The organism is [Clostridium] ammoniilyticum, from assembly GCF_025566905.1.
Taxonomy (GTDB): Bacteria; Bacillota_I; Bacilli_A; order Erysipelotrichales; family Coprobacillaceae; genus Faecalibacillus; species Faecalibacillus intestinalis.
Window position 1 is genome coordinate 16,573 of sequence record NZ_JAOQJR010000005.1, and the last position, 15,259, is coordinate 31,831.

The 15,259-nt window shown below is 28.7% G+C and carries 16 protein-coding genes; 5 read left to right on the plus strand and 11 right to left on the minus strand.

The window, feature by feature from the left end:
* Positions 1–37 precede the first annotated feature (37 nt).
* Complete coding sequence (locus OCV55_RS06015; RefSeq protein WP_147580099.1) at positions 38–724, plus strand: MurR/RpiR family transcriptional regulator; 687 nt, start codon at positions 38–40, stop codon at positions 722–724.
* Between the two features lie 82 nt (positions 725–806).
* Here OCV55_RS06015 and OCV55_RS06020 read toward each other — a convergent pair whose 3' ends face one another.
* A complete protein-coding gene (locus OCV55_RS06020; RefSeq protein WP_147580100.1) occupies positions 807–2,225 on the minus strand; it encodes an NAD(P)/FAD-dependent oxidoreductase in 1,419 nt (472 codons plus the stop codon).
* Between the two features lie 159 nt (positions 2,226–2,384).
* Here OCV55_RS06020 and OCV55_RS06025 point away from each other — a divergent pair, with 159 nt between their 5' ends.
* Positions 2,385–3,218 (plus strand): MurR/RpiR family transcriptional regulator, encoded by an 834-nt coding sequence (locus tag OCV55_RS06025; protein ID WP_147580101.1) that lies wholly within the window; start codon positions 2,385–2,387, stop codon positions 3,216–3,218.
* A gap of 21 nt (positions 3,219–3,239) precedes the next feature.
* On the opposite strand, the gene OCV55_RS06030 is transcribed toward OCV55_RS06025, so the two are convergent.
* Genes OCV55_RS06030 through OCV55_RS06040 form a run of 3 tightly spaced genes read right to left on the minus strand, consistent with a single transcriptional unit; the run spans position 3,240 to position 5,797 of the window.
* Positions 3,240–4,088 (minus strand): histidinol-phosphatase HisJ family protein, encoded by an 849-nt coding sequence (locus tag OCV55_RS06030; RefSeq protein ID WP_147580102.1) that lies wholly within the window; start codon positions 4,086–4,088, stop codon positions 3,240–3,242.
* Positions 4,089–5,477: an ROK family protein gene (locus tag OCV55_RS06035; protein WP_267309835.1), complete on the minus strand. Its 1,389-nt coding sequence runs from the start codon at positions 5,475–5,477 to the stop codon at positions 4,089–4,091.
* Between the two features lie 17 nt (positions 5,478–5,494).
* Entirely contained in the window at positions 5,495–5,797 is a 303-nt protein-coding gene (locus OCV55_RS06040; protein ID WP_147580104.1) for a PTS sugar transporter subunit IIB, read from the minus strand.
* Positions 5,798–6,153: 356 nt separating this feature from the next.
* Here OCV55_RS06040 and ahpC point away from each other — a divergent pair, with 356 nt between their 5' ends.
* On the plus strand, positions 6,154–6,714 hold the full coding sequence (ahpC, locus tag OCV55_RS06045) for an alkyl hydroperoxide reductase subunit C (RefSeq protein WP_147580105.1): 561 nt from the start codon (positions 6,154–6,156) through the stop codon (positions 6,712–6,714).
* Positions 6,715–6,749: 35 nt separating this feature from the next.
* Here the strand turns inward: ahpC and OCV55_RS06050 are convergent, their stop codons facing one another.
* Positions 6,750–8,867 (minus strand): M28 family peptidase, encoded by a 2,118-nt coding sequence (locus tag OCV55_RS06050; RefSeq protein WP_147580106.1) that lies wholly within the window; start codon positions 8,865–8,867, stop codon positions 6,750–6,752.
* A gap of 372 nt (positions 8,868–9,239) precedes the next feature.
* Here OCV55_RS06050 and OCV55_RS06055 point away from each other — a divergent pair, with 372 nt between their 5' ends.
* A complete protein-coding gene (locus OCV55_RS06055) occupies positions 9,240–9,974 on the plus strand; it encodes a MurR/RpiR family transcriptional regulator (protein WP_147580107.1) in 735 nt (244 codons plus the stop codon).
* 84 nt (positions 9,975–10,058) lie between these two features.
* The gene (locus OCV55_RS06060; protein WP_147580108.1) at positions 10,059–11,486 is read left to right on the plus strand and encodes a 6-phospho-beta-glucosidase; all 1,428 of its coding nucleotides are present in this window, start codon (positions 10,059–10,061) and stop codon (positions 11,484–11,486) included.
* A gap of 8 nt (positions 11,487–11,494) precedes the next feature.
* Here OCV55_RS06060 and OCV55_RS06065 read toward each other — a convergent pair whose 3' ends face one another.
* The 6 genes from OCV55_RS06065 to OCV55_RS06090 form a co-directional block, all read right to left on the minus strand.
* The gene (locus tag OCV55_RS06065) at positions 11,495–11,980 is read right to left on the minus strand and encodes an NAD(+) diphosphatase (protein ID WP_147580109.1); all 486 of its coding nucleotides are present in this window, start codon (positions 11,978–11,980) and stop codon (positions 11,495–11,497) included.
* Entirely contained in the window at positions 11,980–12,708 is a 729-nt protein-coding gene (locus tag OCV55_RS06070) for an MFS transporter (RefSeq protein ID WP_147580110.1), read from the minus strand. Before OCV55_RS06070 ends, OCV55_RS06065 begins: the two co-directional genes overlap by 1 nt.
* Before the next feature lie 21 nt (positions 12,709–12,729).
* Complete coding sequence (locus OCV55_RS06075; protein ID WP_147580111.1) at positions 12,730–13,161, minus strand: MFS transporter; 432 nt, start codon at positions 13,159–13,161, stop codon at positions 12,730–12,732.
* 118 nt (positions 13,162–13,279) lie between these two features.
* Complete coding sequence (locus tag OCV55_RS06080) at positions 13,280–14,044, minus strand: MurR/RpiR family transcriptional regulator (protein WP_147580112.1); 765 nt, start codon at positions 14,042–14,044, stop codon at positions 13,280–13,282.
* A 15-nt stretch (positions 14,045–14,059) separates the two neighbouring features.
* Positions 14,060–14,611 (minus strand): DJ-1 family glyoxalase III, encoded by a 552-nt coding sequence (locus tag OCV55_RS06085; protein ID WP_117871141.1) that lies wholly within the window; start codon positions 14,609–14,611, stop codon positions 14,060–14,062.
* A gap of 1 nt (position 14,612) precedes the next feature.
* Positions 14,613–15,173 (minus strand): DJ-1 family glyoxalase III, encoded by a 561-nt coding sequence (locus OCV55_RS06090; protein ID WP_147580197.1) that lies wholly within the window; start codon positions 15,171–15,173, stop codon positions 14,613–14,615.
* Positions 15,174–15,259 lie beyond the last annotated feature (86 nt).

A 15,259-nucleotide genomic window follows, 5' to 3' on the forward strand; every position in this document is an offset into this window, starting at 1 on the left:
ATTTTTTCTATGACATAATTATTGCGAGGTGAAACTTATGAATATTGATCATTTAAAAGATAAATTTGATTTAAATGAATTAGAAGTCTCTTTATTGGAATATATTAAGAAAAATCAAAAACAATTGAAAAATATTACCATTAGACAAATGGCAAAAGATAATTTTACATCAACTTCTGCCATCTATCGTTTATGTAATAAATTAGAATTTAGTGGTTATAGTGATATGATTTATCATCTATCTAGCAACACTCATAATAATGCTCCTGCTCAAAAATACGAAAACTATTTACCTCATTTTATTCAATTATTAAATAAACATAAAAATAGTAAAATCGTTGTTTTTGGTATGGGATTTTCAGCTCCAATTGCTGATTACATTTCACAAAGATTAACTCTTAACGGCTTTTGTACCATGAGTGTTGTTCATATGGAAATGTTGGATGCTAGTTTTCAAGACTCAACCTTTCTCATTGTCATCTCCAATTCAGGAATTACAACAAGGCTTGAAGAAGTTGTTGAAACAGCTAAAAACAATCATATTGATATCATTACTTTCACAGGTAATGAAAAATCAAAAATAAGTCAGTATTCCACTTTACCTATTATCATCGGTCACTATAATCCTTTTTATCATGATAATCTTGTTCCAAACGCTTTCTTTGGACAAGTTCTCATTATTTTTGAATCTCTTCTCTATTCTTTTTTGTCCTCGAAAAAATAATATACTTTCATGTCTTCAATTAAAATAATTTGACAAGACAAAAAAACATGTTTCCATTTTTGAAACATGTTTTTCTTTTTTACTATTTAATATTTTCAACAATATGTCTTGCGACTAAGATACCATTTGCACCTGCTTGGGCAAGTCCTCTTGTAAGTCCTGCACCATCCCCAGCAACATATAAATCATCAATTTCAGATTCAAAACCATTTCTTACTTTTGGTCTTGCTGAATAGAATTTTGCTTCTACACCATATAATAAAGTATGTTCATTCGCAATCCCTGGTGTTACATTATCTAACGCTTCAATCATTTCAATAATTGATTTCATTGTATTGTATGGTAACACAAGTCCTAAGTCTCCAGGTACTGCTTCTGGTAAAGTAGGCTCTGTATATCCTTCTTTTAATCTCTTATATGTTGTTCTTCTTCCTCGTTTGATATCTCCATATCTTTGAACAATGACTGAACCATTTGATAATTTATTCGCTAATCTTGATATTTCATGGGCAAATTCATTTGGTTCATTGAATGGTTCACTAAATGTATGAGATACAAGTAAAGCAAAGTTTGTATTTTTACTTCCAAGTTTTGGATCATGATAAGCATGTCCATTCGCAAGCATTGTTCCACTATGGTTTTCAATAACAACATGACCACTAGGATTTGAACAGAAAGTTCTTACTTTTGTTCCTACTGAAGTATTGTAAACAAATTTACCTTCATATAAGTTCTTATTAATTTCTTCCATAACAATATTGCTTGTTTCTACACGAACACCAATATCTACTTGATTATTATAAAGTTTTAATCCTTGATTTGATAAAACTTTTGTAAGCCATGCTGAACCATCTCTACCTGGCGCTAAAACAACTTTTTTAGCGTGAATTGTTTGTCCATTTTCTAAAACAATTCCTGTTGCATGATGGTCTTCTACAAGAATATCTTGAACAGATGTTTTAAATTGTAAATCCATATGTTGTTTTAATTCATTAGACATTTCTGTCATAATTCTTAAGTTTTCTTCTGTACCTAAATGTCTTACTTTTGCTCTTAAAAGTTTTAACCCAACAGCATATCCACGGTGTTCAATTTCTTTTACTTTATCTGTTGTTGGATCTGTAATTTCTTTAGTAGCTCCATGTTTTAAATAAAGGTTATCTACATAATGAATGACATCTTCTACTTCATCATTACTTAAGTAATCAGTTAACCAACCACCGAATTCACTTGTAATATTAAATTTACCATCAGAGTAAGCACCCGCTCCACCAAAACCATCAGTAATAGAACACGCTGGGATACATCCAGGTTCACGATCTTTATGAACTGGACAATGTTTAATTTTTTTATCTTTAATAGGACAATGTCTATTCATAACATCATGTCCTTTATCTATAAGTAATACTTCTAATTCAGGATTTTTTAAATATAATTCGTAACATGTCATAATTCCTGCTGGACCTGCACCAACAACGATTACATCATAATTTTCTTTCACTTTTTTCTCCTTCATTTTCCAAAAATATCCAAACCTTTCACATTATAGACGACTCTTTCTTATATCGCAAGTATTTACATGTTTTTTTATTTCGCAAAATGTTTTTTTAAGAAATAATGTTATAATGAATAAAAATCATGTTTATTAGGAGGGAAATTTATGGATCTATTTACTAAAATAAAAAGTATAACTTCTTTTACAGAAAGTGAACAGATATTTATTCAATATATACTTGATCATCCTTATGATGTTATTCAACTTTCTTTACAACAACTAGCAAAAACAAGTTATGTTTCTATTTCAACGATTTACCGCGTCATGGAAAAACTAGATATTAATGGTTTAAATCAATTAAAACTACAAATATCTGAAAGTTTAAAAAATAATAAAGATTCAAAAGACATAGATTATAATTATCCTTTCCAAAAAACAGATACTCATCATCAAATCATGACACAAATGTTATCACTCTATGAACAAACATTAAAAAACACTTTTAATCTTATTGATTTAGATGAACTCTTACATATTGTTCAAGCTTTAAAAAAAGCCAATAATATTTATATTTTCCCTTCTATTGGTAATTATTTTATGGCAGAATCTTTCCAACAAAGTATGTTAGAAATAGGTGTTAAGGTGGATGTGATTAAAGAAGCTTACTATCAACATTGGAATGTTCAACTTTGTAAAGAAGGCGATATTGTCATGCTTATTAGTTATGCTGGAAGAACACCCCAAATTAAAAATATTGTTCAAGAATTAAATCAAAAGAATATACCTATTATTTTGATTTCCTCAACCATTCATACACCGATTGATCAATTTGCGAAATATCATCTTTACTTTTCTTCTTATGAAGATTCCGAAGAAAAGATTGCTTCTTTCTCTTCAAGAATTTCTTTACAATATCTATTAGATTGTATCTATGCTTGTTATTTCAATAGAGATTATCAAAAGAATTTAGAATATAAAATTAAAAATTATATAGATTAAAGGAGCGATTTTTTCGCTCATCTATAATTTATGATATATAGGTTTCATCTTTTCAAAAGTACAATAGTATTCAAAACCTAATTCTTTTAATAATTCTTTAGCTTCATTAATATAAGCTCCTAAATGCTCAGGTTTATGACTATCACTACCAATCGTAATAATCTTTCCACCTAATTCTTTATAAAGCTTTAAAATATCTCTTGATGGTTGTGAATCTTTTAAACCATATCGATGACTTGAGGTATTGATTTCGATTCCTTTTCCGTCTTGAATTACAATTTCTAATATTTCTTGAATCATTGGTTTGATCTTTTCAAAAGGATACGGACCATTTTCATCATATCTTGAAATTAGATCTAAATGTCCTAAAACACTATAGTCTTTATAATGTTTAATCACATCTAATATTTCCTTATAATAACGTTCATTATATTCTTGTTGTGTTCTTCCTCTTTGAAAATCTTGTGTCCAAAATTCTTTATCTTCTACTTGATGACAAGATAAGATAATAAAATCAAAAGAATATCGATTAAAGAGTTTTTGATAAAGATCAATCGTATGCATTTGCATACCAAACTCCATACCTTGTTTAATAACAATTTCAGGATATTTCTTTTTCAATAATGCTATTTTTTCAAAATACTTTGGATAATCCACATTTGCAAGGGGCATCTTTTCCGGTTCACCTGGTCCACCTTTTCTATATAACATCCCTCTTGGATCATCAAAATCTCTTTTAATACCATAATCTACATGATCTGTAAAACAAATTTCATCCATATTCATCTTGATTGCATCTTTAATAACATCTTCCATTAAATAATCAGAATCATCGCTAAATTCTGTGTGCACATGATAATCTGTAAACATTTAATCTGCCTCCTTCAAACATAAATACATCTGTCCTATTAACATATATTCTATCACATTATTTACTTTAATTAATTTAGGAATTTGATGTTGTGGCATCAATTCCTTTATTTTTTTCTCTAATACTTTAAAATCCGGTAATAATTCACTAAAGATTACAATCACTTCAGGTGCCACAAGATACATTGTAGTAAGAATAATTTTACTTACTATTTCCAATGTTCCTTCTGGTGTTTTAGAAAGTTCTTCTTGTTTTTGTGAAAATTCTAAAGGTAAATATGAAACTTCTCCTGCTAAATTGCAAAAACCTTCAATCAATTTACCATTAACAATAAGTCCTGCACCTGCTTTTAAAGAAATTGCTTGAAATAAGAAAAAGAGATTCTTATTTTCTAAATGTGTTGCATAATATCCAACTGCTGCTGTATTTATATCATTATATAATTTTATTGATTGCTTATAGCGTTGTTTCAATTTTTCTTCGATGTTTTCATTTTCAACACCACTTATATAAGTTGATGTAACCTTTCCTGCATCAACAATTCCTGGCAATGAAAGACTAATTGTAGAAAGTTTTGGATATTGAATGATAAGTGTATCCAACAAATCGTAAATATCTTGGATATGAATCTTATATTTAATAGTTTCATTTTGAAATAAAACTTTCCCTTGTACATAAATACGATAAGCAATATGAATACGTTCTTTATTTTTAAAAATTGTTAAACAAGCTATTTGTTGCTTATTCTTAATATCTAGCTTTAAGTCATTTTCTTTTTCTTGAACATGCATTATTTTTTTACTCTTTGAATTTTCAATCATCTTAAGCAATGTTCCTACATCATAACGAGCAAAAACAAGTGGAGGTATTTTCATAACAACTTGATCTTTTAAAATACTTTGAACTTGTGCATGTAAATAAGAAATTTGTGGTGCTAAGAAAATGAAATCAAATTGTTGACCAATTTGATAGAGCTGGTTATAACCTACCGCACTAACTTCTATTGTATTTTTTAGTAATTTGCTTGCCTTATTAATTTCTTGAGCAAAGTAACTTGTTGTTAAACCTCCACTACAACATAATAGAACTTTTGTTTTTGCTTCATAGTCTAGTTTTAATAAACATGTAATCATTTCATTAAATAAAGAAACTGCATGTTTAAGCGTATTCATTTGAAAATGTAAATAAAAATCAAGTTCTTTTCTTTTTTTAGAAGTGACTTTTAATTCAATAATATAATATAAATTAAAAGTCACTTCAGCAATACCATACGATGATTCTATTTGAACAATATCTTTATATTCTTTAATTCTATAATTTTGACTTTTTTGGAGACAAATCCATTTTTTAAAAATATCCATATATAAATCCTTATAAAATTCATCCAAAAGAATCATCCCCTTTATTATTTATTTCCTACAATTTCTAATGCTTTCTTTAAAACATTTGCCCCATTCATAAGCCCATAATCTTTCATATCAATGACTTCAATAGGTGTTTTATCTGTTGCTTTTTTTAGTTGTGGTAGACAATGTCTTACTTGGGGTCCTAACATGACAACATCCCAATCATTAATAGCTTTTTCAGCTTGAGTAAGTGGAAATGCTGCTACTTCAAGTTCTATTCCTTGATCTTTTGCTGCTCTTTCAATTTTAGATACCAACATGCTTGTTGACATTCCTGCATTACAAACTAACATTAATTTCATTTTGAAATTCCTCCTTCAACTACACACTTATTCTAACAAGTAAATAAATTGATTTCTTTTATGTAAAACATTTTGAAAAGTCTTTATCTTTTTCTTTTTAAAATAAATAGAAATTATGAAAAGTTCTTTTCAAACGCAAAAAAAGCCTCTCGGCTTTCTTTGATATATATAATTGGGAAGGGAATATGAAAAACTATTCATATTGTAAAAGATTGTTTTATCTTTTACATGTTTAATATACCCAGCTTTTGTGAACTCTATGCAACTTTTTTGTGTCAAACATGTAAAGAATTATTGTGAATTATGTGATGATAATCTTAAGTTTTTATTCACATACTTTAGATGGAGGTGATTTTGTGTCTTTACTTTATAAAGAAGTAGATGATTTTGAAGTTTATGCTTATCATCAAAAACAATTTAAAAAAGTCACAAAGAAGGATTTACTAGGAAAATGGACTTTATTTTTCTTTTATCCTGCTGACTTTACTTTTGTTTGTCCTACTGAACTTGATGATTTACAAGAAAAATATCAAGAATTTAAGAAAGTGAACTGTGAAATTTATGCCATTTCTACAGATACCCATTTTGCTCATAAGACATGGCATGATATTTCTGAAAATATTTCTAAAATAGAATATCCAATGATTGGTGATCCTACACATACACTTACCTATGATTTTGATGTCTTTGATGAAAATGATGGTTTAGCTCAAAGAGGAAGTTTTATTATTGATCCTGAAGGAAAAGTTGTCGTTTATGAAGTTAATGCTGGAAATGTTGGTAGAAATGCTGAAGAACTTTTAAGACGTTTACATGCTTGTCAGTTTGTATACGAACACGGAAATAATGTTTGTCCTGCTAAATGGAAATTAGGTGAAAAGACGATTCAAACAACTATTGAAAATATTGGTAAATAGAAAATGACTGTTTTTTAACAGTCATTTTCTACATCTTAGTATTCTAAAAGCTTATTCGTTAATTCATTCATTGCTTGAATTACTTGTGTAACCTCTTCATTTAAATATACTTCTTGATTTTTGATTTCTTCTTGATAAATATTAATTTCATCTGCAAAATCAGGATTTTCTTGTTCTGCTTTTTCAAAGATTCCTAATAAAGCAGGATATGTTTTAGCAAATTTAAATTGTCTATTTGTTGTCCAAAATACATTATTTGGATTTGTTTCTTCACTTAATCTTCTTTGTGCTCTTAAGTTTGATTCTACAGAGAAATCATAAAAACCATATTCAGATCCACCATTTATATGCCAAGCTAAATCTAAAGCTCCATCTTTATCATTAGAAATATTACCTTTTTCTAATGCTTGAATAATATCATTGAATAATTCAATATTTTCTTGGTATTGTGCAAATGATGTTGTAATCGTAGAAGATAATTCAATACCAATAAAATGATCTTGAATATACTTAAAAGCTTCATGAAGCTTAAGATTTAATTCTCTTCCTTCTTTTCTAAGAGCATCCTTTTCTTTTTCAGTTTTAGCATTTGCAAAACGTTTATTTATATTTTCAATTTTTTTATTTACTTTAACTGTAGCTTTCTTTAAAGAATTTAAAGATTGATTATATTGACTTACATCAATTCCTGCTTTTTTAGCAATATCTTCATTTAATACATTTAAATCATCGACCGCCGCTGTTAAATCCAACTTCATAACAGGGGCTTGATCTAACCAAATAGCAAGCATTCCATATGTATTGATATTAGTTGTCATAACTTCACGTGAATAAGTTGAAGGATTATCTGATTTTGTATGATAATGCATTTGAATCCATCCTTTTTCTCCTTCAGATGTTCCTGGAACATTCACAAAATAAGGAACCCCAGCATGACGATAAGAAACACCATCTTCCATTGTATTTGCATCTACAGAAGTGTCATTGATTCCTTTAGGATAAATATTATCTTCTGGATCAATTGCAATTTCATTTACAAATTGTTTAACTGCTGAGGCATATTCTGGAACACAAGATATTTCCATTTGACTAGCTCCATCATAAAATGCTGGTAATTCAAAATTAAGCATTGCTATTGTTTTCTGTGCCCATTCTGGATGAACTGTATTAATCATTTCCCAAGCACCTGTTGTCCAATCATATTCAGTATTAGCTGCACCCCATTCTTCTGAACCATGTGCAATAAATAAAATATCATTTTCAGGTGTATAATTACTTTCTTTCATTGCTTTAGCAATAGCCATAATTAAACCAATCGCACAACTATCATCTTGAAATGATCTAAAATAAATATCATAATGACCAGAAATAATAATTTGTTGTTTTGAAGATTTACCTGGTATCTTTCCTACAACATTGTATGAAACACCATCATCTAAAGAATAGTCATTATCTATTTTTAGTGTTGTTTTATTATTTCCAGCTTTTAATGCTTTTTTTATACTTTTATAATTATTTTTTGAAATAGCCACCGTTGGAATTAAGTCATCACAACATACATCCTGTACATTAATTTGATCATCATCATAAGTTCCATAACCGCCATTATCATACGTCACTAATGCTGCTGCTTTATGTAAAGCGGCTTCTTCCATATACATATCGATCCAAGCTACATTAAATTGATCTACACCAGCAAGAACAATCTTACCTTCAACATCTTTTCCTTCATAATCTGCTGCTGTTCCATTACCAACATCAACCATTTCAGCAACAATTCCTTCTTTTGAAGTTCCTGATAACTGATAAGATGCTGGCATCATTTGAATATCTGTTCCTTCTATTTTTAAAGAAGCTGAGTTAAATTGCCATTTATCTACAGTCACAGGAATTTTTTCTGTTTCTAATCCAATTTTTCCCATTTCCTTTTCAATATAATCAGCTGCTTTATGTTCAGCATCTGATCCTGCAGAACGATATCCTAACTCATTAGATAATAAATCATCATCTTCTGCTAATGCTTTAGAAATGTTGTAAGCATACTTTGCATCAACATTCTCTAAATAATGCTCCATTGTTGTCTTTTTAGGATTACACCCAGTCAATGAAACCATCATTGTTAAAACAATCAATAAACTTACCCTTTTTTTCATTCTCTATTTCCTCCCAAACAATAAAAAAGACAGATGTTTATACACACCTGTCTCATCATATTTTGAACTATCTGTAACAGAAATCCTACTTACTGACCATTTCATAAGGTATATATAAACACTTTACAAAACTGAGCTTTTAACTCAATCAATAAGGGCATATGCCCTTCCGTATTCCACTAAATACGGTTCTTGTCTCTTCAACAAGTCTTCGGCATCTGACCCGGCCGTCCGTGTAGCCTTTAGCATATTGCTGGTCATTCTGTACAGATTTTTGTACGAAATTTATATTACATAAGTTTATTGATAAAATCAATATTATTTAATAAATTTTAAAATATGTTAAAATTGTATTGAAAGGAGGAAATAATCATGTTGCTTGATAAATTAAATATTATTTTAAATTCTAGTGATGAATTTTCTCCTAAATATATCATTAGTTCATTTGTTAAAAATAATCTTTATGAAATTCCTTCAATGTCTATTGATGCTATTGCCCTTTCATGTCATACATCTAAAAGCCAAATTTCTAAATATGTAAAATCTTTAGGTTATGAAACTATGAAAGATTTTAAAGATGCTTGTTTAGATAATATTTCTAGTATAGAAAGAACCAATAAAACCTTATTTTCATTACAGAATAGTATAGAAAAACAATTTTCATCTTTTACAAATCACATCATTGATGAATTACATTACACAATGAATCAAATTGATGAAATCGATTTATTAAAATTAGTAAATGATATAAAGGAAAGTAAACGTATCTTTGTTTATGGTCATGGTCATGCAAGAACTCTTTGTACCTATATTCAAAATGAACTTTCCGCAAAACAAAAAGAAACTATTATCTGTGATGTTGATTTTGAAAAAGAATATAATTTTCAAGATAGTGATCTTCTTTTACTCATTAGTATCAATGGAAATACGTTTTACTTTGATAAAAGAGTGGTGCATCATATTTTAAAGTGTTCAGTTAATACATGGCTGATTAGTTGTAAAGATAATATAAACTTTTCAAAGAACTATTTATATATTCCAACATTAAATGATAAATATAATGATTATTTATTAAGACATATTCTTGATTTTATCTTGATGTATTAAGTTTCCATTTTGGAAACTTTTTTATTTAATTTCTATATATTTTCTATAATACCTTTGTAATTAAAAGTAAAGGAGAAACAACAAATGGGATTTAGAAAAGATTTTTTATGGGGTGGTGCGACAGCCGCCAATCAATGTGAAGGTGGAGCAAATGAAGGAAACAGAGGTGTTGCTAATGTAGATCTTATGCCTTTAGGTGAAGATCGTTATTTAGTTGGTACTGGTAAAATGAAAATGTACGATTTTGATGATCAACATTTTTATCCAGCTTTAACTGCTGTTGATTTTTATCATCATTATAAAGAAGATATTGCTTTATTTGGTGAAATGGGATTTAAAACTTTTCGTTTATCTATTGCTTGGACACGTATTTTCCCAAATGGTAATGAAGAAAAACCAAATGAAGCAGGATTAAAATATTATGAAGATATTTTTAAAGAATGCCATAAATATGGTATTGAACCTCTTGTTACTATTAATCATTTTGATTGTCCAATATATTTAATTAAAAAAATCGGTGGTTGGCGAAGTAGAGAAATGATTGATTATTTCTACAAGCTTTGTAAAACTTTATTTATTAGATACAAAGGATTAGTTAAATATTGGTTGACTTTTAATGAAATCAATATGATTTTACATTTTCCTTTTGTCGCTGCTGGTCTTTGTTTTGAAGAAGGTGAAAATGAAACACAAGCTATGATTACAGCTGTTCATCATCAACTTCTAGCAAGTGCCATGGCCACAAAACTTGCTCATGAAATAGATTCAAATAATCAAATTGGTTGTATGCTAGCTGCTGGTTCTTATTATCCTGAAACATGTAACCCAGAAGATTATTGGAAAGCAATTTGTGACAATCGAGAAGTCTATATGTTTGCAGATGTTCAAGCAAGAGGTTATTATCATAATTATGCATTAAAATGGCTTGAAGAAAGAAATGCATCTATTCCTTTTGTAAAAGGAGATAAAGAACTATTAAAAGAAAATACCGTGGATTTTGTAAGTTTCTCATATTATTCATCAAGAGTAAGTAGTAGTGATTTATCTAAAGGAAAACAATCAGAAAGTAATATTTTTTCTTCTGCTAAAAATCCTTATTTAAAAGAAAGTGATTGGGGTTGGGCTATTGATCCTTTAGGATTTAGAAGTACTCTTAATGAACTCTATGATCGTTATCAAAAACCATTATTTGTTGTAGAAAATGGTTTAGGAGCGAAAGATATTATTGAACAAGATGGTTCTATTCATGATGATTACCGTATTGATTATTTAAGACAACATATTCATAACATGAAAGATGCTGTTGAAAAAGATGGAGTTGATTTGATAGGTTATACAACTTGGGGATGTATTGATTTAGTTTCTAATGGTACAGGTGAAGTTAAAAAAAGATATGGATTTATTTATGTAGATCGAGATAATTTAGGAAATGGAACTTATCAAAGAATTAAAAAGGATTCATTTTATTGGTATAAAAAAGTCATTGAAACAAATGGAGAAGATTTGTATTAAAAAAACAGCTAATGCTGTTTTTTTAAATATCTTTCTAAAAATGAATGAGCAAGAGAGCCTTGTTTGATTTGTTTTCTTGCTTCTTCAATTGAATACCAATGAGCTTCATCAACTTCATTTGTCAGTTTAAAATCTTCACTGTCAACAACAACTGCATAATTATGCATTAAAGTATTTGATGGTTGATAGTATTCATTATCATTATATGTATAATCAACTACATTTAAATTGACTTCTTCTTTAATTTCTCTAATCAATGTTTCTTTAGCGTTTTCACCTTTTGTAATATATCCAGCTACTAATACATTGAAATCTTTTCCATATTGTTTAATAAGCAAAATCTTATCTTTTGTAGGATTAAAGATAATCGTTGAAATTGCACTATTGAACATTGGAAAACGAAATTGTTTACATGTTGGACAATAAGGCACAAGTCCATCTATGCCACATTCTTTTTCTATAAGTTTAGTTCCACATTCACTACAATATTTCATTATTTATCACCTACGCCATTATAACGTAAACAAATAATAACTAACAATATTAAATTTATAAGATGAAAACATAAAGTGATAATAAAAACAATTTGATAACTTTGTGTAAAATCATATAAATAACCAATTAATGTTAATGAACTGGCACTCCCTACATTTGTAAGAAAACCAATAACAGAATAAGTTCTTGCATAGTTTTCATTTCCAAAGAAATAACGTGTTAACATCGAAATCCCTACAGCACCCACAGAATAAATAGAACCAAACATCAATGAACCGATATAAAGTAAAAGCGTTTCTTGATGAATCACTCCCAAAAATAATAGAACTAAAGAAAGACAATTTGTTAGAATCATCATGATTACTGCTTTTATAGGACTTAATAAATCACTTAAAAATCCAATTAATAATTTAGTACTAATATTGCCTATCATGGTAAATGACATGAAAGTTGATCCGATAGTAACTGATAAATGAATACTTACAGCAACACCCGATAGATGTTGAGAAATTCCTGCAATTGAAGTATGTAAAAGCGTAAATAAACACATACAAAGGAAACTGATGGTTAGTAACTTTATTTTATTATTTTGAACTTTAGTTATTTCTTTTCTATTTTGATAACCATAAAGTAGTAAATGTTCTTTTCGAGGATCGATATTCCAAGGAACAATTAATGCTGGAAGAACTAAAACAAGAATACAGATAGCCATGAAACGATAAGTCATTTGCCAACCATAACAAGTAATTCATGAACTTAATAAAGGTGAAAAGATAGCCCCTGAAAGTCCACTAAAACTTAATGCTAAACTCGTCGCTAAGCCATGTTTTTTATCAAACCAATTTGTAATAACAACTGTAATAGAAACCATTCCATAAATACCTACACCGATTCCTCTTAAAATACCTAAAATATAAAATAAATAAACAGATGTACTATAAGACATCAACCAAGTTGCACCACTTGATAAAATAACACCTATTAGTAAGACCTCTTTATAGAAATATTTTTTAATCACTTTTGACATCTTTAATGAAGTTAATGCTGTCGCTAAAGTTGAAAGTGTGGCATGCATCGCAAAAGTTCCTTTTAACACTTTTAAACTTTTAGCTACAGGTGTATAAAAAACACCTATCGCATTGGTACATAAACCAATAGAACTGGCTGCTAAACAACACATAAAAAAAAACAATCATCCAATGTTTATAACTTTTATTGATCATAATTTTCACCTCAATAAAAACATATAACTTTATAATCTCTAACGCATTAGATTTCCTAAATTAAGAAAAGGAGGATCAAATCCTCCTTGCATATTCTTGAGCTATTAAACTTGCAATAAATTGTAATTGATAAGGGTGACTGTTTTGATCTCGTTTAGAATCAAAGGTAATCACATGATCAATAAAATCTGGATAACTTTCTTGTTTACTTGAAATCAACCAAATTTGTGGTTTCTTTAATTTATTCTTTAAAGTGCTTATATCAGGATAATCAAAATAACATCCTGTATAAGAAAAGATAATCAATAAATCATCTTCATTGGTTGATGAAATATATTGTAATTGTTGCTTATAGGAAATATGTGAATAAGTTTGTTTTCCTAACATCAATAAATCACTTTGTAAATTAAAAGCAACTGCTCCTGCTTTTAATAAACCAAAGATACCTACTTGTTGATATTTTTGGATTTCTTTGCATAATGCATTTATTTGTTGCATATCTATTGATTTTTCTACCATTGTAATACTTTCTTTAACTTTTAAACTATATTCTTCTAAACGATTTTTAGCCTTAGAAGATGAAGAATATTGTTCAAAATTCATCTTTATTGAAATCAATAACTCTCTCAATTCATTAAAATCATTTAATCCTATTTCCTTACAAAACCTTGAAATAGAACTCATCGCTACAGAACATTCCTTTGCTATCTCTTGAATACCAATATCCTTAATATCATCTAAATGATTTAATAAATACGTTGCAATTTGACTATTCGTTGAATCTTTCTTTTCACTCGCTAAAGTACTTAAAAAAACAATCGGTAACTTTCCATAAAGCATACAATCACTCTCTTTCTATCTTCCTCCTGCAAAATTATACATTAGTCTTTCTTTCATTTCAGTAACATCCTTACCAAAGACTTCTAGAATTTTAAAAGCAAAAGGATAAGGTGTTGCTGGTCCTTGACTCGTTACAATATTTTGATCAAAAACAGCGACTTCATTTACAAAATCTCCACTTACAAGTTTATCTTGATAACCTGTATATCCTGTTACTTTTTTACCTTTAATGACATTGGCTTTTTCTAACACAACTGTTCCTGAACACATCGCTGCTATATATTGATGATGCTCATTAAAATATTGAACAAGTGAAATCACATCTTGATTTTCTAATAAATTTTGACCACCAGGTCTTCCTCCAGGTAAAACAAGCATATCATAATTTTTAATTTCATCATTAAAAAGCTTATCTGCTTTAACATACATATCATGCATTCCTCTTACAAATTCTTCATTAAAACTAAACGTATGACATTCTAATCCCCCTCGACGAAGTAAATCCACAATTGTTAATGTTTCTCCTTCTTCATATCCTTCAGCCATTAATACTGCAACACGTCCCATTTTATTCATCCTCCTTGACATCAAATGCATTAAAATAAACCATTCTCTTTTTAACTGCTAAATCATCTCCACCTAATAATTCTACAAGTTTATAAGCAAATCCATAAGCTGTTGCTGGTCCTCTACTTGTAACAATATTGCTATCAATGACCACTTTGTCATTTAAATAAGTTCCTTGTTTTATCTTTTGATCATAGCCTTGATAAGCTGTAAATTTTTTATCAACTAATAAATTGGCTTTTTCTAAAACAATAGGTGCTGCACACATAGCACAAACATATTTACCTTTTTCATTCATTTGTTGTAAATATGAAATAAGTGTTGGGTTATTTTTCATCGCTTCTGCTCCACCATAACCCCCTGGTAAAATAACCATATCATAATCAAGAAGTGTCTCATTTAAGATGTGATCACATCTTACAATGATTTCCTGTCCTCCTTTAACCTCTTGTTCAAAACCTACTAAATCACATTGAAGATTTGCTCTTTTTATAATATCTGCAATTGTTATAGCTTCACCTTCTTCAAAACCTGATGCTATTATAATTGCTGCTTTTTTCATCATTATTCCTCCATTTCATCTTTACAATAATCTTTACAATGAAATGAAACAATGGATTTCCTAAATTAAGAAAAAAGCCTAAGAAT

Excerpts from the sequence above, each read along its gene's own strand:
- OCV55_RS06065 (WP_147580109.1), bottom strand. The coding sequence starts at position 11,980 with ATGAAATATTGTAGTGAATGTGGAACTAAACTTATAGAAAAAGAATGT.
- OCV55_RS06055 (WP_147580107.1), top strand. The coding sequence starts at position 9,240 with ATGTTGCTTGATAAATTAAATATTATTTTAAATTCTAGTGATGAATTT.
- OCV55_RS06080 (WP_147580112.1), bottom strand. The coding sequence starts at position 14,044 with ATGCTTTATGGAAAGTTACCGATTGTTTTTTTAAGTACTTTAGCGAGT.
- OCV55_RS06085 (WP_117871141.1), bottom strand. The coding sequence starts at position 14,611 with ATGGGACGTGTTGCAGTATTAATGGCTGAAGGATATGAAGAAGGAGAA.
- OCV55_RS06015 (WP_147580099.1), top strand. The coding sequence starts at position 38 with ATGAATATTGATCATTTAAAAGATAAATTTGATTTAAATGAATTAGAA.
- OCV55_RS06090 (WP_147580197.1), bottom strand. The coding sequence starts at position 15,173 with ATGAAAAAAGCAGCAATTATAATAGCATCAGGTTTTGAAGAAGGTGAA.
- OCV55_RS06050 (WP_147580106.1), bottom strand. The coding sequence starts at position 8,867 with ATGAAAAAAAGGGTAAGTTTATTGATTGTTTTAACAATGATGGTTTCA.
- OCV55_RS06025 (WP_147580101.1), top strand. The coding sequence starts at position 2,385 with ATGGATCTATTTACTAAAATAAAAAGTATAACTTCTTTTACAGAAAGT.
- OCV55_RS06030 (WP_147580102.1), bottom strand. The coding sequence starts at position 4,088 with ATGTTTACAGATTATCATGTGCACACAGAATTTAGCGATGATTCTGAT.
- OCV55_RS06060 (WP_147580108.1), top strand. The coding sequence starts at position 10,059 with ATGGGATTTAGAAAAGATTTTTTATGGGGTGGTGCGACAGCCGCCAAT.
- OCV55_RS06075 (WP_147580111.1), bottom strand. The coding sequence starts at position 13,161 with ATGTGTTGTTTAGCAGCCAGTTCTATTGGTTTATGTACCAATGCGATA.
- OCV55_RS06070 (WP_147580110.1), bottom strand. The coding sequence starts at position 12,708 with ATGACTTATCGTTTCATGGCTATCTGTATTCTTGTTTTAGTTCTTCCA.
- OCV55_RS06040 (WP_147580104.1), bottom strand. The coding sequence starts at position 5,797 with ATGAAATTAATGTTAGTTTGTAATGCAGGAATGTCAACAAGCATGTTG.